Annotated in this window: 27 protein-coding genes and 3 pseudogenes; 10 read left to right on the forward strand and 20 right to left on the reverse strand. The window is 64.2% G+C overall.

All coding sequences use genetic code 11. The features are described from left to right. Nucleotides 1-172 precede the first annotated feature (172 nt). The gene (ettA, locus tag N2604_RS12665) at nucleotides 173-1,822 is read left to right on the forward strand and encodes an energy-dependent translational throttle protein EttA (protein ID WP_260374970.1); all 1,650 of its coding nucleotides are present in this window, start codon (nucleotides 173-175) and stop codon (nucleotides 1,820-1,822) included. A 7-nt stretch (nucleotides 1,823-1,829) separates the two neighbouring features. After that, complete coding sequence (locus tag N2604_RS12670; RefSeq protein WP_260374971.1) at nucleotides 1,830-3,056, forward strand: lytic murein transglycosylase; 1,227 nt, start codon at nucleotides 1,830-1,832, stop codon at nucleotides 3,054-3,056. Between the two features lie 80 nt (nucleotides 3,057-3,136). On the opposite strand, the gene N2604_RS12675 is transcribed toward N2604_RS12670, so the two are convergent. Continuing rightward, nucleotides 3,137-3,418: a hypothetical protein gene (locus N2604_RS12675; RefSeq protein ID WP_212375887.1), complete on the reverse strand. Its 282-nt coding sequence runs from the start codon at nucleotides 3,416-3,418 to the stop codon at nucleotides 3,137-3,139. A gap of 211 nt (nucleotides 3,419-3,629) precedes the next feature. Next, nucleotides 3,630-3,950 carry a hypothetical protein gene (locus N2604_RS12680; RefSeq protein WP_260374972.1) on the reverse strand — a complete coding sequence of 107 codons (321 nt, stop codon included), beginning with the start codon at nucleotides 3,948-3,950 and terminating at the stop codon, nucleotides 3,630-3,632. Nucleotides 3,951-4,079: 129 nt separating this feature from the next. Here N2604_RS12680 and N2604_RS12685 point away from each other — a divergent pair, with 129 nt between their 5' ends. The 3 genes from N2604_RS12685 to bfr all read left to right on the forward strand — a co-directional run bounded on the left by N2604_RS12685 (nucleotide 4,080) and on the right by bfr (nucleotide 5,444). Then, on the forward strand, nucleotides 4,080-4,388 hold the full coding sequence (locus N2604_RS12685) for a hypothetical protein (RefSeq protein ID WP_260374973.1): 309 nt from the start codon (nucleotides 4,080-4,082) through the stop codon (nucleotides 4,386-4,388). Between the two features lie 161 nt (nucleotides 4,389-4,549). Further along, a complete protein-coding gene (locus N2604_RS12690; RefSeq protein WP_172786777.1) occupies nucleotides 4,550-4,822 on the forward strand; it encodes a bacterioferritin-associated ferredoxin in 273 nt (90 codons plus the stop codon). Between the two features lie 133 nt (nucleotides 4,823-4,955). After that, nucleotides 4,956-5,444 carry a bacterioferritin gene (gene bfr, locus N2604_RS12695; protein WP_172786776.1) on the forward strand — a complete coding sequence of 163 codons (489 nt, stop codon included), beginning with the start codon at nucleotides 4,956-4,958 and terminating at the stop codon, nucleotides 5,442-5,444. 189 nt (nucleotides 5,445-5,633) lie between these two features. On the opposite strand, the pseudogene N2604_RS12700 reads toward bfr, so the two are convergent. The 4 genes and pseudogenes from N2604_RS12700 to N2604_RS12715 form a co-directional block, all read right to left on the reverse strand. Continuing rightward, nucleotides 5,634-6,235 (reverse strand): annotated as a pseudogene (locus N2604_RS12700) (MSMEG_1061 family FMN-dependent PPOX-type flavoprotein). A 77-nt stretch (nucleotides 6,236-6,312) separates the two neighbouring features. Continuing rightward, entirely contained in the window at nucleotides 6,313-6,666 is a 354-nt protein-coding gene (locus N2604_RS12705) for a hypothetical protein (RefSeq protein ID WP_172786774.1), read from the reverse strand. 125 nt (nucleotides 6,667-6,791) lie between these two features. Next, nucleotides 6,792-7,133 carry an MmcQ/YjbR family DNA-binding protein gene (locus tag N2604_RS12710; protein WP_260374974.1) on the reverse strand — a complete coding sequence of 114 codons (342 nt, stop codon included), beginning with the start codon at nucleotides 7,131-7,133 and terminating at the stop codon, nucleotides 6,792-6,794. Nucleotides 7,134-7,151: 18 nt separating this feature from the next. Beyond that, nucleotides 7,152-8,213, reverse strand: a complete 1,062-nt coding sequence (locus tag N2604_RS12715) for an alpha/beta fold hydrolase (protein WP_260374975.1) — start codon at nucleotides 8,211-8,213, stop codon at nucleotides 7,152-7,154. 125 nt (nucleotides 8,214-8,338) lie between these two features. Between N2604_RS12715 and N2604_RS12720 the strand changes: the two genes are divergently transcribed. Together N2604_RS12720 and N2604_RS12725 are read left to right on the forward strand one after the other, a co-directional pair. Then, nucleotides 8,339-8,608, forward strand: coding sequence for a DUF2277 domain-containing protein (locus N2604_RS12720; protein ID WP_036042121.1), 270 nt, complete (start codon nucleotides 8,339-8,341; stop codon nucleotides 8,606-8,608). Between the two features lie 17 nt (nucleotides 8,609-8,625). Next, nucleotides 8,626-8,916, forward strand: a complete 291-nt coding sequence (locus N2604_RS12725; RefSeq protein ID WP_260374976.1) for a hypothetical protein — start codon at nucleotides 8,626-8,628, stop codon at nucleotides 8,914-8,916. A 9-nt stretch (nucleotides 8,917-8,925) separates the two neighbouring features. On the opposite strand, the gene N2604_RS12730 is transcribed toward N2604_RS12725, so the two are convergent. Further along, nucleotides 8,926-9,423 (reverse strand): collagen-like protein, encoded by a 498-nt coding sequence (locus N2604_RS12730; RefSeq protein ID WP_260374977.1) that lies wholly within the window; start codon nucleotides 9,421-9,423, stop codon nucleotides 8,926-8,928. Nucleotides 9,424-9,536: 113 nt separating this feature from the next. Between N2604_RS12730 and N2604_RS12735 the strand changes: the two genes are divergently transcribed. Then, nucleotides 9,537-9,818: a hypothetical protein gene (locus N2604_RS12735; protein WP_260374978.1), complete on the forward strand. Its 282-nt coding sequence runs from the start codon at nucleotides 9,537-9,539 to the stop codon at nucleotides 9,816-9,818. Here N2604_RS12735 and N2604_RS12740 read toward each other — a convergent pair. The 3 genes and pseudogenes from N2604_RS12740 to N2604_RS39770 all read right to left on the reverse strand — a co-directional run. After that, nucleotides 9,815-10,063: a helix-turn-helix domain-containing protein gene (locus tag N2604_RS12740; RefSeq protein WP_260374979.1), complete on the reverse strand. Its 249-nt coding sequence runs from the start codon at nucleotides 10,061-10,063 to the stop codon at nucleotides 9,815-9,817. The two genes, N2604_RS12735 and N2604_RS12740, sit on opposite strands and share 4 nt — an antisense overlap. Nucleotides 10,064-10,243: 180 nt before the next feature. Further along, nucleotides 10,244-10,417 (reverse strand): SDR family oxidoreductase, encoded by a 174-nt coding sequence (locus tag N2604_RS39765; RefSeq protein ID WP_260376442.1) that lies wholly within the window; start codon nucleotides 10,415-10,417, stop codon nucleotides 10,244-10,246. A 1-nt stretch (nucleotide 10,418) separates the two neighbouring features. Next, a pseudogene (locus N2604_RS39770) lies at nucleotides 10,419-10,568 on the reverse strand (SDR family oxidoreductase); the annotation flags it as partial. Between the two features lie 144 nt (nucleotides 10,569-10,712). On the opposite strand from N2604_RS39770, the gene N2604_RS12755 reads away from it, so the two are divergent. Further along, a complete protein-coding gene (locus N2604_RS12755) occupies nucleotides 10,713-11,198 on the forward strand; it encodes a J domain-containing protein (protein ID WP_260376216.1) in 486 nt (161 codons plus the stop codon). Nucleotides 11,199-11,289: 91 nt separating this feature from the next. Here N2604_RS12755 and N2604_RS12760 read toward each other — a convergent pair whose 3' ends face one another. From N2604_RS12760 to N2604_RS12770, 3 genes are all read right to left on the reverse strand, one after another. After that, a complete protein-coding gene (locus N2604_RS12760) occupies nucleotides 11,290-11,541 on the reverse strand; it encodes a hypothetical protein (RefSeq protein WP_260374980.1) in 252 nt (83 codons plus the stop codon). A 239-nt stretch (nucleotides 11,542-11,780) separates the two neighbouring features. Then, on the reverse strand, nucleotides 11,781-12,041 hold the full coding sequence (locus tag N2604_RS12765) for a hypothetical protein (RefSeq protein WP_260374981.1): 261 nt from the start codon (nucleotides 12,039-12,041) through the stop codon (nucleotides 11,781-11,783). Nucleotides 12,042-12,197: 156 nt separating this feature from the next. Then, entirely contained in the window at nucleotides 12,198-12,581 is a 384-nt protein-coding gene (locus tag N2604_RS12770) for a RidA family protein (RefSeq protein WP_260374982.1), read from the reverse strand. A gap of 425 nt (nucleotides 12,582-13,006) precedes the next feature. On the opposite strand from N2604_RS12770, the gene N2604_RS12775 reads away from it, so the two are divergent. Then, entirely contained in the window at nucleotides 13,007-13,441 is a 435-nt protein-coding gene (locus N2604_RS12775) for a hypothetical protein (RefSeq protein ID WP_260374983.1), read from the forward strand. A 67-nt stretch (nucleotides 13,442-13,508) separates the two neighbouring features. Here the strand turns inward: N2604_RS12775 and N2604_RS12780 are convergent, their stop codons facing one another. From N2604_RS12780 to thiC, 7 genes and pseudogenes are all read right to left on the reverse strand, one after another. Further along, nucleotides 13,509-14,204, reverse strand: a complete 696-nt coding sequence (locus N2604_RS12780; RefSeq protein WP_260374984.1) for a glutathione S-transferase family protein — start codon at nucleotides 14,202-14,204, stop codon at nucleotides 13,509-13,511. A gap of 11 nt (nucleotides 14,205-14,215) precedes the next feature. After that, nucleotides 14,216-14,608, reverse strand: a complete 393-nt coding sequence (locus N2604_RS12785; protein ID WP_260374985.1) for a hypothetical protein — start codon at nucleotides 14,606-14,608, stop codon at nucleotides 14,216-14,218. A gap of 269 nt (nucleotides 14,609-14,877) precedes the next feature. Continuing rightward, on the reverse strand, nucleotides 14,878-15,390 hold the full coding sequence (locus N2604_RS12790) for a mismatch-specific DNA-glycosylase (RefSeq protein ID WP_260374986.1): 513 nt from the start codon (nucleotides 15,388-15,390) through the stop codon (nucleotides 14,878-14,880). A gap of 21 nt (nucleotides 15,391-15,411) precedes the next feature. Continuing rightward, nucleotides 15,412-15,705, reverse strand: coding sequence for a type II toxin-antitoxin system RelE/ParE family toxin (locus N2604_RS12795; protein WP_260374987.1), 294 nt, complete (start codon nucleotides 15,703-15,705; stop codon nucleotides 15,412-15,414). After that, nucleotides 15,702-15,989, reverse strand: coding sequence for a hypothetical protein (locus N2604_RS12800; RefSeq protein WP_260374988.1), 288 nt, complete (start codon nucleotides 15,987-15,989; stop codon nucleotides 15,702-15,704). Before N2604_RS12800 ends, N2604_RS12795 begins: the two co-directional genes overlap by 4 nt. A gap of 35 nt (nucleotides 15,990-16,024) precedes the next feature. Then, nucleotides 16,025-16,291: pseudogene (locus N2604_RS12805) on the reverse strand (mismatch-specific DNA-glycosylase); the annotation flags it as partial. 368 nt (nucleotides 16,292-16,659) lie between these two features. After that, entirely contained in the window at nucleotides 16,660-18,558 is a 1,899-nt protein-coding gene (gene thiC / locus N2604_RS12810) for a phosphomethylpyrimidine synthase ThiC (protein WP_260374989.1), read from the reverse strand. Nucleotides 18,559-18,714: the final 156 nt, after the last annotated feature.

Genomic DNA, 18,714 nt, shown 5'->3' on the forward strand with positions numbered 1-18,714 from the left:
GAGCTTTGGCCTGCTTTATTAAAAAATGGTTTCAATTGTCCGAATCTGGGTCCGGATGGTGTCCGTCCCGTATTCATCCGTGGTGAACGGACGGAAAACGTTGCCCTTTGAGGGCGGTATCGTTACATCGGCGGCAAGCAAATTTCCTCAAATCGAAGGTTTCACGGGACCGATGGCGCGCCAGTTCATCTATTTCATGCAGGGCCTGACCAAGAGCTACCCGACCCGGAAGGTGCTCGATAACATCCATCTGAGCTTCTACCCGGATGCCAAGATCGGCGTGCTCGGCGTCAACGGCTCGGGTAAGTCGACGCTGCTCAAGATCATGGCCGGGCTCGACAAGGAATATACCGGCGAGGCCTGGGTCGCCGAGGGCGCCCGCGTCGGCTATCTCGAGCAGGAGCCGCAGCTCGATCCCAAGCTGACCGTGCGCGAGAACGTCATGCAGGGCGTTGCCAAGCAGAAGGCGATCCTGGACCGCTACAACGAGCTCGCGGTCAACTATTCGGACGAGACCGCCGACGAGATGACCAAGCTGCAGGACGAGATCGAGGCCCAGGGCCTGTGGGATCTCGACAGCAAGGTCGACCAGGCCATGGATGCGCTGCGCTGTCCGCCCGATGATGCCGACGTGACCAAGCTCTCTGGCGGTGAGCGCCGCCGCGTCGCGCTGTGCCGCCTGCTGCTCGATCAGCCCGAGCTCTTGCTGCTGGACGAGCCGACCAACCATCTCGATGCAGAATCCGTGTCTTGGCTGGAAGGCCACCTGCGCAACTATCCCGGCGCGATCCTGATCGTCACCCACGACCGCTACTTCCTCGACAACGTCACCGGCTGGATCCTCGAGCTCGATCGCGGCCGCGGCATTCCCTACGAGGGCAATTACTCGTCCTGGCTGGTGCAGAAGCAGAAGCGTCTGGAGCAGGAGGGACGCGAGGACGCTGCGCACCAGAAGACGCTCGCGCGCGAGCAGGAATGGGTGGCGTCCTCGCCCAAGGCGCGCCAGGCCAAGTCGAAAGCGCGCTACCAGCGCTATGAGGAGCTGCTCAAGAAGGCGAGCGAGAAGCAGACCCAGACCGCGCAGATCATCATCCCGGTGGCCGAGCGGCTCGGCGCCAACGTGGTCGATTTCGAGGGGCTCAGCAAGGGCTTTGGCGATCGTCTCCTTATCGACAACCTCACCTTCAAGCTGCCGCCCGGCGGCATCGTCGGCGTGATCGGTCCCAACGGCGCCGGCAAGACCACGTTGTTCAGGATGATCACCGGTCAGGAGAAGCCGGACTCAGGCACGATCATGGTCGGCGAGACCGTGCATCTCGGTTACGTCGACCAGTCGCGCGACGCGCTCGACGGCAAGAAGACCGTTTGGGAGGAGATCTCCGGCGGCAACGAATTGATCCTGCTCGGCAAGAAGGAAGTCAATTCACGCGGCTATTGCTCGTCGTTCAACTTCAAGGGCGCCGACCAGCAGAAGAAGGTCGGCGCGCTCTCGGGCGGTGAACGCAACCGCGTGCATCTGGCAAAAATGCTGAAGTCGGGCGCCAACGTCCTGCTGCTCGACGAGCCGACCAACGACCTCGATGTCGACACGCTGCGCGCGCTCGAAGAGGCGCTGGAGGACTTTGCCGGTTGCGCCGTCATCATCAGCCACGATCGCTGGTTCCTCGACCGTATCGCGACGCACATCCTGGCCTTCGAGGGCGACAGCCACGTCGAATGGTTCGAAGGCAATTTCCAGGATTACGAGAAGGACAAGATGCGCCGGCTCGGCCAGGACAGCATCATCCCGCACCGCGTGAAGTACAAGAAGCTGACGCGGTGATGGCTGCATGATGCGGCGGGCGCTCATCGCTGCGGTGATCGTCATCGCCTGCGGTTGGTCGCCCGTCCGTGCTGCCGACGCCGCCTTCACACAGTTCATCGCCTCGCTGTGGCCGGAAGCCCAACAGGCCGGCGTCTCGCGCGCAACGTTCGACGAGCAGACACGCGGGCTCGATCCCGATTACAAGCTGCCCGACCTGATCCTGCCGGGGCGGCCGGCGACCGGTGCGCCGTCGCAGGCCGAGTTCGTGCAGGTGCCGGCCGATTACGTCAAGGAAGCATCGATCGCGCGGCTTGCCGGCGAGGGCCAGCGGCTGCTGCAGAAATATCGCACGGCGCTGACCGAGATCGAGAAGAGCTCCGGCGTGCCGGCAACAATGATGCTTGCGATCTGGGGCCGCGAGACCGATTACGGCCGCTACACGCTGCCCTATGATCTGGTGCGTGTGCTGGGGACGCAGGCCTATGTCGGGCGGCGCAAGGATCAGTATCGCAACGAGTTCATCCTCGCGCTGAAGATCCTCGGCGAAGGCGTGGTGACGCGCAAGGACATGCGCTCGTCCTGGGCGGGTGCCACCGGGCTCACGCAATTCCTGCCGTCCGAATATTACAAGCATGGCGTCGATTTCGACGGCGACGGCCGCATCGACATCTGGCACTCGGTGCCGGATGCGCTGGCCTCGGCCGCGCAGCAGCTCGTCAACAAGGGCTGGCAGAGCGGCCTGCGCTGGGCCTACGAGGTGCAGGCGCCGGCGAAGGTCGATTGCACGACAGGCGTGCCGGAGGTGACGAAGCCGATCGGCCAATGGCTGCGCGAGGGTTTTGTCCCGGTGCGCGGCCAAAAGCTCAGCGCGGCCGAGCAGGCGCAGCCGGCCTCGCTGCTCCAGCCCGAAGGCATCTACGGCCCGTCGTTCCTGACCACGAAGAACTACTTCGTCATCAAGGAATACAATTTCTCCGATCTCTACGTGCTGTTCGTCGGCCATCTCAGCGACCGCATGACGAGCCCGCTGCCCTTCGCAACGCCCTGGTCGGCTTCGAAGCAGCTGCGCACCAAGGACGTCGAGACCATGCAGCGCGGGCTGACGCGCATCGGACTCTACAAGGACAAGATCGACGGCAAGGCCGGCATGCAGACGCGCGCCGCGCTCGGCGCCTATCAGAAATCGGCAGGACTCAAGGTCGATTGCTGGCCGAGTGAAGAGGTGCTGCGCGCGATCCAGGCGGCGCGATAGCGCATGAGCAAAGAAAAAGCCCGGCCGAGGTGCTCGGCCGGGCTTTCGATCGCCGCGCTCATGAGCGCGTTGCGATCAGATCAGTAGCAGACGCGAACCGGGCGGCTGACCCAGCCGTAGCCGTCCCAATAGCGCTCACGACGCCAATAGCAGGGCGCGGGCGGCGGGGGCTCGGCAACGTAAACGGGGCCGCCATAGGCCGGACGGCTCGAGGCGATCGCGCCGCCGACGATGGCGCCGCCGATCAGGCCGGCTGCGATACCGGCGCCGACGCCGTCATGGGCCTTCGCGGACGGAGCGGCGGTCACCAGCGAACCGGCGACCGTCGCAACCGTGAGGGCGGCAACTAAAGTCTTGTTCATGCTCTTGGCTCTCCTGGGAGATGGGTTCCTCCTGTTAGAGGCGCCCGGGTTTCAAAGGTTCACGCACACTCTGATGGAATTGGCCTTGCAGCTAGGAAGCGCGCAAATGGTCAATCCACGGTAAACGCACACGGAGCTGTGACGAGAAAAAGCGGTCTTTTTCAGGCCCTGAGATGAATGGCACATCCGTAGTCAACCGGCTTGGCGTGCCTCAGCCGCAGACTCGGACGCGACGGACGCGCCAGGCATAGCCATCCCAGAAGCGCTGCTTCTGCCAGACGCAGCCGCCGTAATAGTCGTCGGCAACATAGCCCGGGCCGGGGGCGTAGTAGCGCGGCGGGTAGTAGCCCGGCCCATAGTAGCCATAGCCGGGTCCGTAATAATACGGAGAGGCCAATGCGCCGCCGACAATGGCGCCGCCGATGATGCCGGCCGCCACGCCTGCCGCGACCCCGCGCTGGGCATGGGCCGGCGTTCCGGCCATCAGGGCCAGGGTGGCGACGGCAATGATCGCCAGGAGCGACTTCTTCATTGGCTTGACCTTATCAGATGAACACGCGGGAACCCTTTGGGCCGCAAGGTTCCATATTTCGCTTGAATGATCAATGAACGCCGCCTTTGCCCGAGACGACCAATTGGTATGGGCCCCCACCGGGAGACGATGATGGGCAACGCGATGGTCAATGCCTTGATTGCGGCCGGGATCGTTTTCGCGATCGGCTACGGCTGGATCGCACATCTCCAGAACCGCGCACGGCGCTCCCGCGCCACCGCCGGCAGCGACGGAGGGAGTAGCGGGGACAACAGCTATTCCGGGACGAGTGACGGCTTCTCGCTGGGAAGCTGGTTTTCCGGCGGCAGTTCGGGGAGCTCGACTGATGGCGGCAGCTGTTCGGGCAGTGATAGCGGCAGCAGCGGCGGCGACTGCGGAGGCGGTGGTGACGGCGGAGGAGGCGGTGGCGGCGACTAGTCCGGCCACAATCTTGATCCAGCGCAACAGCTTATTTTAGAGCCGTTCTAGGCTTTGATCAGGCCAGTTTGGAATAGCTTCAAATACCTATTTTTCCTTTTGCATCCGGCCGGCCTGTTAAATATCGATGATGGCGCATCACCGAAGGGCCTGCTGCTTCCATGATCGTTTGTTCCTGTAACGTGCTGAGCGATGACGACATCCGCGCCGCCGTCGCCGAGTCCGACGATGCCGTGCGCCATGCCAAGCAGGTCTATGGGTGTCTCGGCTGCAGCGCCGAATGCGGCCGCTGCGCACGGACGATCAAGACCATCATCGACGAAGCGCTCGGCCCCTGCGCGCAGTCCTGCTGCGCTGGCTGTCCGCATAGTCACACCGTGGCCGCCAACGACGAGACCGCCGAGCCCGCCGAGTTTGCTCTCGCGGCCTGCTGAAAACTTCCGCAATCCCGGCTGAGCTTTTCCCCGGCTGTGTTCCCGTAGCCGGTTGCCCTCGTTCGCAAAGTGATTTAGAAGCATTCTAAACTCGGTTTAGGACCGATTTGGACTGCAAGAGCTGGAGTGAACCATGCAGGGCGACGCAAAGGTCATCGAATATCTCAACAAGGCGCTGCGTCATGAGCTGACTGCGATCAACCAGTACTGGCTGCATTATCGCTTCCTCGACAATTGGGGCCTGTTGGACATGGCCAAGGTCTGGCGCAAGGAGTCCATCGAGGAGATGGAGCACGCCGACAAGCTCACCGAGCGTATCCTGTTCTTCGACGGTTTTCCGAACATGCAGGTGCTCGACCCCCTGCGCATCGGGCAGAACGTCAAGGAGATCATTGAGTGCGATCTCGCCGCCGAGATGAGCGCGCGGGCGCTCTATCAGGAAGCGGCGACCTACTGCCACAGCGTCAAGGACTATGTCACACGCGACCTGTTCGAGAAGCTGATGAGCGACGAGGAGCACCACATCGACTTCCTCGAAACCCAGCTCGATTTGATCGGCCGCATCGGCCTCGAGCTCTACACCCAGAAGCATGTCGGCGGGCTCGAGGGCGACGGGCACTAAGCCTCGCGTCAGCCACACACCCGGTGTCATCCCGGCGAGAGCAGGGATCCATAACCACAGGAAGCGATTGTGGCGCGCAGCTGGTAACTCCGAGTCTTCGCCAAACCACCCCCTGTGGGTATGGGTCCCGGATGTGCGCCCCGCTTCGCTGCGCTTGTCCGGGACGACACCGTGATTGCAGCGCCCCAGCTACAGCTGCGTCTTGTAGAGCTCTTCCACGGTCTCCTGGCTCGCCGGCTCGCCGAGGCCGGTCTGGTCGTGAATGACCGTGACGATGCTCGGCATCACCGAGCGCTGCACCTTGTCCGACGACCACAGCTTCGAGCGCATCAGCGCCTTGCCGCAGTGGAAATAGACTTCGCTGACCGCGACGTTCAGCACCGCGCGCGGCGGCTTGCCGAATTCGACCATCGAGGCAAGCAGATCCGGGTCGGCCGACAGCGTGCCGCGTCCGCCGACGCGCAGCGTCTCGTCGATGCCGGGAACGAAGAACAGCAACTGCACGAAGCCTGAGCCTTCGACCACGTTGCGAAACTGTCGATGCGGTTGTTGCCGGAGCGGTCGGGCATCAGCAGCTGGTTGGGGCCGGCGACGCGGACGAAGCCGGTGCCGCCGCCGCGCGGCGAAGCGTCGACGCTGCCGTCCGCGCCCGATGTCGCGAGCACGCAGAACGGCGACATCTCGATGAATTTCTTCGCATGCGCATCGATCGCGGGACGCGCTTTCGCGATCACGCGCGGGCTCGGCTTGGCATAGATGGTGGCGAGGTCTTCGGCGCTAAGATCGGTCAACGGCGTGCCTCCGCTTCAGCTTGGCTCCAAGCTACCCGATCGGGCCGTCTCCAGCCAAAGGAATTCATCAAGACGCGCTACACCGCATCCGCCGGCACGAAGCAGCTGATGATGATGGCGCCGCGGTGGTGAACGTACCACACCACGGCCTGGCCGACCGGATTGCCCTGGTCGCGGATGATGGCGCGTTCGGGCACTTCCATCCATTGCCCTTCGATCGGCACCCAATAGCTGCCCGCGCGCACGTCGTAGTCGGTGCGATGGCCGTCGGAGATGTCGCAGCAGGGCACGCCGTTCGGCGCGATCACGCTCTTGAACCAGGCGCGGATGTCGGGCGGTACGTGATCGTATTGCCCGTTGTCGAACGCGAACGCAGCGCTCGTCAGCGCCGTCATCGCGATCAGCCAAACGCATAGTGCGAGCCTTCGCATGCGATCCTCCGCCGCATTCGATTCGTATCGTTGATGCGATTAAGCCCGAGCTGTCAGCGCATTGCATGCTCAAATAATATGCGCGCGAGAGGCGCGGCGCATGATGCATTGCGGCATGATCTTCGCTATGGCGTCTCGATCGAGGCGAGCAGCGATTTTGGCGCGACATTGCGCCAGGCCATATCGAGCGCGCTTCGGAGCGTTACCTGATCGACCTTCGCCAGCTTCACATTCGTGCTGCCGTTCTTGCCCCAGGCGCCGGGCACGGGGCGAAACATCGCCGGCTCCGCATCGATGAGCATGGCCTGCTGGTCCGGCGTCAGCTTCACCATACCCCATGTGTCATCGGGGTAGCCCATCGTCGCGAACACGCGCTTGCCGACGCGGAAGTCGGCATGGCCGTGATGCGCGCCCTCGATAACACCGGGAAGCGCGAGTGCCGCCTTACGAAAGCGGGCTTTCGACATATCGTCTTGCTGCTGGTGCTACATCGACCGCTGCGGCGCGGTCTGTAGCAATTGCCTGACCTGCTCGCTGTAGAACTTTGCATTGCCGGTGGTGCCGTGGCCGCGCGTCTCGGTGCTCGCAGGGATCAGATAGAGGCGGCCGTTCTTGACGCGCTTCATGGCAGCGTCCGTGAGGCCGGTCTCGGGCGGGTTGCGCTCGTCGTCGGCGGAATTGATCAGCAGCAACGAGGCCTCGATCGCCTCCAGCTTCTCGCTCGCATTGTAGTCGTGCGAGGATTCCCATTGATAGACGAAGTCATTGGCGTCCGTCGTGATCGGCATCGCGAGCCGCTCGTCGACGATCTTGTCGGCCTTGGCCGCGGTCGGCGCCTGCGATTGATAGGCGAGCGTCCCGCCGATGCTGGCGATGCCGTAGGCGGTGATGGCATATTTCATCATGCGCGGCTGGCCGGTGTAATTGCCGCCATTGTAGTCGGGATCGCTGCGGATGGTATCGAGCATGATCCGCCGCAGCATCCAGTTGCGCGAGGCCATCTCGGTCGGTTGCGAGGCCATCGGGATCAGCGCGTCCATCGCCTTCGGATATTTCTCGCCCCACAGCCAGGTGTGCATGCCGCCCATCGAATTGCCGATCACGAGCCGCAGATGCTTGACCCCGAGGCCTTCCGTCACCAGGCGATATTGCGCCTCGACCATGTCCTCGTAGTTGTATTTCGGAAAGCTCGTCTTCATGCCGTCGGAGGGCTTCGACGATTTGCCGTGGCCGATATTGTCGGGAATGATGATGTAATATTTGGCGGCGTCGAGCGGCTGCCCCGGGCCGAACAGCTCGCCGGCAAAGGAAGGCGTCAACATGCTCGCGCCCGACCCGCCTGTTCCGTGCAGCACCAGCACGGGCTGGCCCGAGGGCTCGCCGACCGTGGTGTAGTGCAGCTTCAGTTCCGGCATGGTCTCGCCGGTGTGGAACTTGAAATCTCGGGCGATCCAGTCGCCCTGCTTCGGTGGCGGATAGTCGGCTGCCCATCCTGACGTCGAGATCGATAGCAGGATGACCGACAGCGCCACGCAAGAAGCTCTCATGTTCCTCTCCCCGTGCGGCTCGTGTCTGCCGGCCGCTTTGCGGCGGAACCTAGCACAAATGCGGGAAGGATGTAGGATTTCCCCTCAGCCAACCGTCCTCGAGGGAATATCCGGAGAAAGTGTGCATGTGCCGCAACATCAAGACGCTGTTCAACTTCGAGCCGCCGGCGACGGAGGATGAGATCCACGCCAGCGCGCTGCAATTCGTGCGAAAGCTGTCGGGTTTCAACAAGCCGTCGCAGGCCAACGAGGCGGCGTTCGAGCGTGCGGTGGCCGAGGTCTCCGAGGCCGCGCGAAAGCTCCTGACTTCGCTGCATACAAACGCGCCGGCGCGCGACCGCGAGGTTGAGGCGGAAAAGGCGAAAGAGCGCTCGCGGCTGCGCTTCGGTACGTGAGCTCAGGAGGGTGCTCCGTGATCTGGCTCACGGTATCTGCTGCCTCGCCTTGCGATGATGGCGGCCGGGGTTTTGATCGCCCGGAGCACGACATGAGCCGCCCCCTTCTTCCCTTGAAAGCAGGTGCCATCGTCTTCACGCTGCTGTGGACCGCGTGGATGATGTGGTGGAGCGGTTCGTTCTCGAGCGCGAATGTGATCATCCTCGCCCTGTGCGGCGCTGCGGTCGGCTATCTCTGGTATCGCGCCATGCGCTGGCAGTTCGAGCGCATGGGCATGCTGCCGCGGCGTGAGGATCAACCCAAATAGACTGGTCGGCTATTCCTTGTGGCCGTGCTTCTTCTTTTTCTTTTTCTTCTTGTGATCGTCGCCGTCATCGCCCGCGTCATCGACGATTGCCTCGTCGGTCTCCTGGACGGCGGCTTCGAGCGCTTCGCGCTCGGCGGCTTCGCGCTCGCGCTGGCGGCGCCGTTCGTCCCAGGCGTCGAAGAGCTGGTCGAGCCACGGCAGCACCTGCTCGATCGACGGCAATTGGCCGGGCGGACCCGGCTCGCCGCGCGGGCCTTGCGGCCCCGCCGGTCCCGGCGCGCCGGCTGGCCCACGCGGACCGGCTTCGCCCTGCTTGCCTTGCGGACCAGGCTTGCCGGGCGGTCCGGCCTTTCCGACCGGGCCCGGCTTGCCCTGCGGCCCGGGCTTGCCGCGCGCGCCGTCGAGGCCGCGCCGGCCCGGATGACCTTGTGGCCCCGGCCGTCCCGGCTCGCCTTGCCGCCCACGAGGACCCTGAGGCCCCGGCCGTCGTCCCTGGTCGTCTGCCACGCCATCGCTCCCTTCACCTGGAGCAAGCTACTTAGCGGCGTTTGACGACAGCAGCAATTCTGCGCGCGCATCGTGCCGGGCTTGATCAACATCAATCGGCGGGGCGAGCGGCCATGTCATCGATCGCGCGCGGCCATACCGAGGAGCGAGCGATGCGCGCAGCGTGGACGATTTTCTGCCTGTTCGCCGGCATTCTCGTGGCTTCTCTCGGCCTTGATCACCTGCTGGTGCCCGACATCGTCCCGGTCGCATTCGCTGATGAGCCGCAACCGCTATGGGCTGTCATGACGGCCTTCCTGCTCCGCGCCATCGAGCTGATCGCCGCCTCGGTCGCGATGATCGCGCTTGCGGTCATCGCCGGCGGACTGATCCAGCGGCGCGTCCTCGCGCGCTAGTCTTGATAGGCAGGCACGTCGATGCCGGAAGCGGCGTAGAGCCTGATCTTGTTGCGCAGCGTGCGCACCGAAAGGCCGAGCACGCGCGAGGCGCGCGTGCGGTTGCCGTCGCAGCGCGCCAGCGTCTGGAGCACGAGCTCACGCTCGACCTCGTCGACCGTGGCGCCGATCAGAAGCGGAACGATCTGGTTTGGAGCAAGGAATTGTGCGTCCGGCTCGGACGTGGCGACATGAACAGTGGTCATCAACACACCTCCCGATCAACGCCCGCTTCCATCGTCGGAAGCGGATCGAGAACCAACGACCCCCAAGCCGTGAATCTACGGTGGGCGGCTTTGGTTAATGAAGGGTTAATTGCGGGGTGCTGCACCGAATTGATCTTGAGAATGCCCAGATGCCGCCGCGATTGGTGAGTGACGGGCCCCTCACACCGTCCGGTCGCCGCCGTCCACCATCACGATGGTTCCGGTGACATAGGCCGACAGATCGGAGGCGAGGAACACCGCGGGGCCGACGATATCCTCGGGCTTGCCGGTGCGCGCCAGCGGGGGTGTGGTCGATGAAGGCCTGCACCAGCGCAGGATTGGTCGCGCGCACATTGGCGTTGAGGTTGGTCTCGATGAAGCCGGGGCCGATCGCGTTGAGGCGCACGCCTTCGTTGCCGAGCTCGACCGCGAGCGCCTTGGTGAAGCCGAGCACGCCGTGTTTCGAAGTGGTGTAGGCCGCCGAGCTCGGCGTGCGCGGATGCACGAAGGACTGGATCGAGCCGATATTGACGATGCGGGCATATTCCTCCCGTTTTCGTTTCGAAGTTTCACGAAACGCTAACTCGATATTAAGGGGTCGGAAACGGCGGCCTTGGCATACTGATCTTGATTGCTAAACCTTGCGCGCATGATGGAACGGCTCGACTCCTGGAAACTCGCTCTGGAACGCCTGCGGTCGGTGCAATCGCCGGATTGGGCCGAGGCCGGCCGGCTCGTGGCCGAGATCGCGCGGATGAGCAGCGATGTCACGCTGCGTCAGGCCGCCGAGCAGGCGCTGCCGGTGCTGCGCCAGGCCGTCGACAATGACGATCACAGCGTGATGCTGGCGGCGCAGCGTCGTCTCGGTGTGGTGCTCGAGGTCGTGCACGATCTGACCGCGCCGCGCTTCGGCCGCCGCAACGCCGCGCCAAAGAAGCTCTCCAGCGAGGATCGCGCCCGCAAGGTGCTCGGGCTGCCGCTCGCCGTGCAGCTCACCTGCGAGGATATCAACCAGGCCTATCGCCGCGCCGCCAAGGGCCTGCATCCCGACCAGGGCGGCAGCGCCGAAGCCTTCATCGACCTCGCCGCCGCGCGCGACATCCTGATTCATCCCGGCGCGCACAAGGACGCGTGAAGCCGCCACGGCCCGCGTTCACGCAGGCACAAAAACAACCGGGCAAGGACGCTGGCGTCCTTGCCCGGCTCTTCGTCCGCCGATCGAAACTTTACCAGGTGCAGCTACCGCTCTTGAGCGCGGCGTCCTTCACCGCGAGCGCGTCGAGGAAGGTCGGCACGCTGGCGCTGGCGCGGTGATAGCCGGCCGGCCACGGCGTGGTCGGAATGCTCTCGTCCCAGATCTGGCAGAAGCCGGTGTCCTGCCAGCGGATCAGATGATAGCTGGCTTCGGCAGGGCTAGCTGCAACGAACGCAGTGACGGCAAGGACCGCGGCAGCGCACAGCATGGAAATACGACGCATGATCAGCTCCTCAAATGAATGATGTGATGCGCCTCCCGACAATGACGGGGAGGGGTGGTGCGGGACGCTCTTGGCATGCGCCCCGGACAAGATGTGAGTAGTTCCACCGGCCGCCGAGGTTCAACGAATGTGCGCGGGACACGCGCGATTTCGGCCGGGAAATGCTTCAGGGCAGCGCAAAGGAAAAGGGCGGATCGCTCGCGCGACCCGCCCATCAAACGCGATCTCTCGCGTAGAGCTCAGAGCGTGCACTTCCGCTCGGCGCGCATCTTGATCTGCAGGTCCGAGGCCTGCTGGAAGGTCGGGAGCGGCTTGCTGACGGCCTTGTAGGTCGAGGCCCCGAGCTGGAACGGCTTGTACTGCAGGTCCTCGTTCCAGACCTGGCAGATGCCGGTATTGTCCCAGCGGATCACGTAATAGCCGACCTTCGCGGAGGCGGGCACGGCGAACACGGAACTGGCGATGCCGGCAACGGCACAGAGCGCGAGAAGGCGACGCATGAAGTATCTCCTTGGGGACATGGGACCGAAAAAATTCGTGCGGTAAAAGCAGGCCCTTTGCAAGCGGGGGAGCCGCCATTCACGGACATGTCAGCTGGCCCCAAAGCATTTGGTTTGGCTGCGTGCCCGATAGGCCACACGCAGCTTAGCTGGCGCTTATTTGGCCAGCGAGGCGATCGCCTCGATCTCGATCAGCATCTTCGGATCGGGCAGCGCCTGCACCACGCAGGTGGTGCGCGCCGGGTACGGCGGCGGGCCGAAGGCGCCGGCATAGAGCGCATTCATGGCGGCAACGTTGGAGGCGCGGGTCAGGAGCACGTTGACCTTGACGAGATCGTGCATGCCGGCGCCGGCCTCGCTCAGCACGCGCTTGATGTTGACGACGACATTGGCGAACTGCGCCTCGAAGCCATCGGGCAGCGCGCCTGATGCGTCGAAGCCGGGAATGCCGGAGACGAACAGGAGGTCGTCAACCCGCGTCGCAAAGGACAGCGGCGGCGCCTTGATGTGCGGCGGGGGCGCGAAATGGTGGATGGGCATGGGATCACCTCGGGACGGGGCGGAGGGGTGAGCGTAGCGGCAGGCCGGGGCTGCTCCAAACAAAAAGTGCGAAAACAACCCCATGCACAGTAGGGATGCTGCGGAGATCGTTAGGATTTTTGGAAATTCGAGTTCGGAGAAGTGATGGCTTGCTCCGTCGGGCAAGACAGGGGCATTATGGCATGATGGCGATGGTGGTTTTCGCCTCTCCCCCGAGGCCATTGACCCCGTCATTGCGAGGAGCTCTTGCGACGAAGCAATCCAGGCTGGCTCCGCGGCGAAGATTCTGGATTGCTTCGCTGCGCTCGCAATGACGGAGAATCCGAGCGCACAGCCGCGCCCCATCATGTTGCCGCCGCGATCGATCGGATAGATTCGCTCTGTCTGATTCGCTTCCCCCTAAAAAGCAGCCCCCGGAGTCTCCCATGAAGCTCGCATCCATCCTCCGCGCCGCGTGCCTCGCCATTGCCGCTCTGGCCGGCCTCTCGACGAGCGCTCGCGCCGACAGCGGCTTCGTGACGCTGACGATCTACAAGGCCGGCTGGATCATCGGCGGTTCGGGCGGCTCCGGCGTGCTGAACTTCCGCGGCCGCACTTACGCCCTCTCCACCGGCGGCCTCGACTACGGCCTGGTGTTCGGCGGATCCAAGACCGTGCTGCGCGGCCGCGTCTCCAACATCAATCGCCCCTCCGACGTTGCCGGCGTCTACGGCGCCGCCGGTGCGGGCCTCGCGGTCGGCGCCGGCGCCCGCGCCATCGTGCTGACCAACCAGAAGGGCGCGGTGCTGGAGCTGACCGGCACGCAGGTCGGGTTGATGGCGAATGCGGATCTCAGCGGGCTTGCGATCACGATGCGGTAACGCGAGGTGCCTTAGGGTGGGTTAGCACTGCGGATGCGCGAAGCGAATCCGCGGAGCGTAAGCCACCCTACGATGTCTCGACCATCGCATGCACCCGCTCGCAATGCGCGACGAGGTTTGCGTGCGAATCGACGAAGGCCTTCAGCGGCGTCGGGATCGGAAAGTAATGGATGTTGGCGATGAAGCCGTAGATGCCGGCATCAACGCTCCTCGGCGCCGCGCCGTGCACGAAGCCTTGCGCCGGCACGATGTCCGCCAGCACCTGCAAGTCGGCGAGCCCCCGCGCGTAGGCCTGCTCGGGCGTGTAGCGGCCGATGCCCTGGAAGTGATAGCGCTGCGCGTTGTAGGCCTTGGCCTTCTCGAAACCGGCCGCATCGATCTGCGGATGTTGCGCGATGAAGGCGTCGCGGAAGGCGGGATAGAAGCGCTCGTCCTTCCAGCGCGAATAGGACATCACCCAGTAGAGATCGTCCAGCATGCGCGTCACGAAGTGGTCGGTGCGGCGCTGCTCCGACGACAAGCCGGCATCGATCGTCAGGCGATATTTCGCGATCGCATGCGCGATGATGGTCTCGCTGTCGCCAATGATCTCGCCGTCGTCGGCGACGTAAGGCAGCTGGCCGCGCGGCGCGGCGGAGGCATCGAACACGTGCTCATGCACGAACGGCACGCCCGCGAGCTTGAGAAAGGCGTAAACCTTGAGGCCGTAGCCGTTGTTGTCGGCGACACCGAAGAGTTCTGGGTAGGAGTAAAGCGTCAGCATCGTTGCGCCCCTTAGCGGGTTGGTTCCTTGGCGCGCGTCTCGGTCGTAACCGCTTGCGCAGGCTTGCTGGCGCGGATCATCAGGAACGATCCGGTATAGCCCGACACGTGCCAGCGCCCGTCGATCTCGGTCGCATCGGCGTTCACCGTGCCGTCATAGGTGACACGGTCGTAGCCGAAGCCGGGCGGGTCGTAGCGCTTGACGAACGAGACCGCGCTACCGGAGCGATGACCCGCAATCCAGGAATTGTGTGTGCTCAGCGGGCAGTCCGGCATCATGCAGGGCTCGGTGATGCTCCCGCCGAGCGCGCCCCCGGTCTCCACCAGGGTCGCCGTGAACGTGATCATTCCGACGCCCGGCTGGATGTAGCTGCCGTCCCAGACGCCGGTCAGATTATCGCTCATTGCGGTGGTGTCCTGGGCTTGGTATCGGGGACGTCCACCTCAAGTCGTATCGCCGCAGCCGCAGGCTTGCAACCGCCCGCGGGCTGATATCGGTGGTAGCGTGCCCCGGACGCAGTGCAGCGCGCCCCTGGCGATGCGAAGCATCGTCCAGTGCGGCGTGATGCGCTGCAGAGCCGGGGCCCATGACGACCGTGCCGAAGCTTCTGGGTCCCGGGTCTGCGCTACGCTTGCCCGGGACACGAGAGCAGATGCAATCCGGCAGGAGCCGTTCAGCGTGCGCGACCAATCCACGCCGCCAGCTCGCGCCAGGGCTCCAGCGCCCAACTGCCTGACGCAGCCCCGGAGGGCGACGGCAGCACGAATATCTCCGGCCCGCTCTCCTCGCGCACCTGCCGCCCCAGCGCAATCGCTGCCGACGGCCTGCCGTAAAACAGGCTCGCCGCCTTCTTGCTCGTGAACGCAATCGTGTGCGGCCGATACTTGTCCATCTTCGCCCTGAACCCCGGCACGTCGATCGTCTCCGCCGCGATCTGGTGATCCATCCCGGCGCCGGTCTTGCAGAGATCGGTGAAGCCGATCCCGAGTTCGATCAGGCTTGCGAACTCGCTCGGCTGATAGCGCCGCGGCGTGATCCCGGCCTCGTGGATCGCGCGCCAGAAGCGGTTGCCGGGATGGGCGTAATAGTGCCCGAGTGCGGCCGAGCGGGTCGAGGCGGCGGTGCCGACAAAGACGAGGCGGAGCTTCGGGCGGAGCTGGTCGGGGAGGCGGTGAGTTGCATCCAAGTCAATCGTCCGTGGCTACGCTTACTCGTCCTTCTTGCGGGCTTCGCGGCCGTGCCATATCCGCGTGATCAGGATGTTTTGCGTTTCCGCCAAGACGGCATACCGCACGATGTAGCCGGACGCGCCAAAGCGAACCACGATCTGGCGGAGCTCGGCGTCTTCGGTCTGCATGCCCAGGTTGGGAAACTCCTCCAACTGTTCGATCGCCCGCCAGATCGAAGCGAGCGCGCGTTGCGCGGCGGCCGGGCTGTGTTGATCGAGAAAAAGCCGCAGTCGCTCGACGTCCTCGACAGCGTCGGGCGAAAGCAGGATCATCCAATCTTGCGCGCCACCGGCCGCGGCAGCTCCTTCGCCGAGCCCCAGCTCGCGACCCAGTCCTTCACCTCATTGAGCGGCACGGCGGCGCCGCTCTTGCGGAAATCATCCAGCCGCAGGCGATCCTCGGCGATGTCGGGGCCGGAGATATCGACCACGGAATCGAGCAGCGCCACGGCCTCCGCGAGCACAGCGGCGACATCCTGCCCGCGCTCGTCGGCCATCTCGCGCAAACGCGCGTCGGTTTCGGCGTCGATGTCCAGCGTGCGGCGAATGATGTTCATATCATTAGGATAAGCGCGGAGCGTGATTTTGTCGAGGCGCCCGTCTTGCAAAGATCGGTGAAGCCGATCCCGAGCGCGATCAGCGCGGCGAACTCGGTTGGCTGACAGCGCCGCGGCGTGATCCAGGCCTCATGGACCGCGCGCCAGAAGCGGTTGCCGGGATGGGCGTAGTAGTGCCCGAGCTCGGCCGAGCGCGTCGAGGCGGCGGTGCCGACGAAGACGAGGCGGAGGTTGGGGCGGAGTTGGTCGGGGAGGCGGTGGGTGTCAGCCAAGTCAATCGTCCGTCGCGTCGTAGCCCGCATGGAGCGAAGCGCAATGCGGGAGCCGGTTCGAAGGAAAAGTGGTCCCGGATTGCGCTTCGCTCCATCCGGGCTACGGATCATCCGATTCTGCGCGCCACCGGTCGCGGCAGCCTATCCCGAGGATCTAGGCACGGCGATCTGGTTCTACTGGAAGTCGCGGATTGCATTCCCCTGTCTGCAGGTCATCTGGCAGGAGGTCAATCGGCGCTTCCCTTAGGAAGCGGAATGCTTGCCCGCGGTCAAAGAGGACCAGCCGTTATTGAAGAAAACGATTTCTTGAAGCGATGCTTCCGAGAAAAGGCCGGGCAATTTGCCCGGCTTTCATGTTTGGATAGATGCCCAGGTGAGCTTGGTAAGCAGGAGGATGCTTACAACACCCGATTGCTCTCCTTCACCTTCTCCGCATCCAGATACAGGCTTTCGCCCATCTCCTTGAACTTCGCGCTCATCTTCGCCATGCCGTCTTCGGCGGTGCCTTGCATCGACATCCCCACGCTGTTCGGATCGTTCAGCGTCGCCGCATAATCCCGTACGTCCTGCGTGATCTTCATCGAGCAGAATTTCGGGCCGCACATCGAGCAGAAATGGGCGACCTTGTGGGCTTCCTTCGGCAGGGTCTCGTCGTGGAAGCTCTTGGCGGTGTCCGGATCGAGGCCGAGGTTGAACTGGTCGGTCCAGCGGAATTCGAAGCGGGCGCGGGAGAGGGCGTCGTCGCGCAGTTGCGCGGCGGGGTGGCCCTTGGCGAGGTCGGCGGCGTGGGCGGCGATCTTGTAGGTGATGACGCCGGTCTTGACGTCGTTGCGGTCGGGCAGGCCGAGATGCTCCTTCGGCGTGACGTAGCAGAGCATGGCGCAGCCGAACCAGCCGATCATGGCGGCACCGATGCCTGAGGTGATGTGGTCATAGCCCGGTGCGATGTCGGTGGTCAGCGGTCCAAGCGTGTAGAACGGCGCCTCGCCGCACTCTTTCAGCTGCTTGTCCATGTTGATCTTGATCTTGTGCATCGGCACGTGGCCGGGGCCCTCGATCATGACCTGGCAGCCCTTGTCCCACGCGATTTTCGTCAGCTCGCCGAGCGTTTCGAGCTCGGCGAACTGCGCGCGGTCGTTGGCATCCGCGATCGAGCCCGGACGCAGGCCGTCGCCGAGCGAGAACGAGACGTCATACTTGCGCATGAGGTCGCAGATCTCGTCGAAATGGGTGTAGAGGAAGCTTTCCTTGTGGTGCGCCAGGCACCACTTCGCCATGATCGAGCCGCCGCGGGAGACGATGCCGGTGACGCGGTTGGCGGTGAGGTGGATGTATTGCAGGCGCACGCCGGCGTGGATGGTGAAATAGTCGACGCCCTGCTCGCACTGCTCGATCAGCGTGTCCTTGTAGAGCTCCCAGGTCAGCTTGACGGGATCGCCGTTGCACTTCTCCAGCGCCTGGTAGATCGGCACGGTGCCGATCGGCACCGGCGAGTTGCGCAGGATCCATTCGCGCGTGGTGTGGATGTTGCGGCCGGTCGACAGGTCCATCACGGTGTCGGCGCCCCAGCGGATCGCCCACACCATCTTCTCGACCTCTTCCTCGACCGACGAGGTCACCGCCGAGTTGCCGATATTGGCGTTGATCTTGGTCAGGAAGTTGCGGCCGATGATCATCGGCTCGAGCTCGCTGTGGTTGATGTTGGAGGGGATGATGGCACGGCCGCGCGCGATCTCGTCGCGCACGAATTCCGGTGTGATGAAGGCGGGCACCGAGGCGCCGAAGCTCTCGCCGTCGGCGAGCGCTGATTCGGCGCGCTCCAGCTGTGCCTTTCGGCCAAGGTTCTCGCGTTCGGCGACGTAGATCATCTCCTTGGTGATGATGCCGGCGCGGGCGAATTCGAGCTGGGTCACCTTGTGGCCGTCGAGGCCGCGCAGCGGCTTGTGATAGGCCGAGAAGGCGCGCGCTGCCTTGTCGGTGGAGAGATTGCCATTGTCCTCCGGCTTGATCTGGCGGCCCTCATATTCCTCGACGCCGCCGCGCTCCAGCACCCATTGCTTGCGATTGCGCGCCAAGCCGGCGTTGACGTCGATGGTTTGGTGCGGATCGGTGTAGGGGCCCGAGGTGTCGTAGACCGGCAGGTTCGGCTCGCCCGCGCCTTCGGAGAGGATGATCTCGCGCAAGGGCACGCGCAGATCGGGCGCGGCGTCGGGGCTCGCGAAGATCTTGCGCGAGGAGGGCAGCGGGCCGGTGGTGACGGCGGGGACGGTCTGTTGCGGGTTGGAGCGGATGTTCATGGGATCCTCCGGTTAATTCTGGTGTGCGGTGTTCGATCTCGTCATCCTGAGGTGCTCGCAGAGCGAGCCTCGAAGGATGAACGAGCCGGGCCGTCGCCCTTCGAGGGCCGCTGAAGAAGCGGCCACCTCAGGGTGACGGAATGAACAGGGGCGGAC

Source organism: Bradyrhizobium sp. CB1015, from assembly GCF_025200925.1.
Lineage (GTDB): Bacteria > Pseudomonadota > Alphaproteobacteria > Rhizobiales > Xanthobacteraceae > Bradyrhizobium.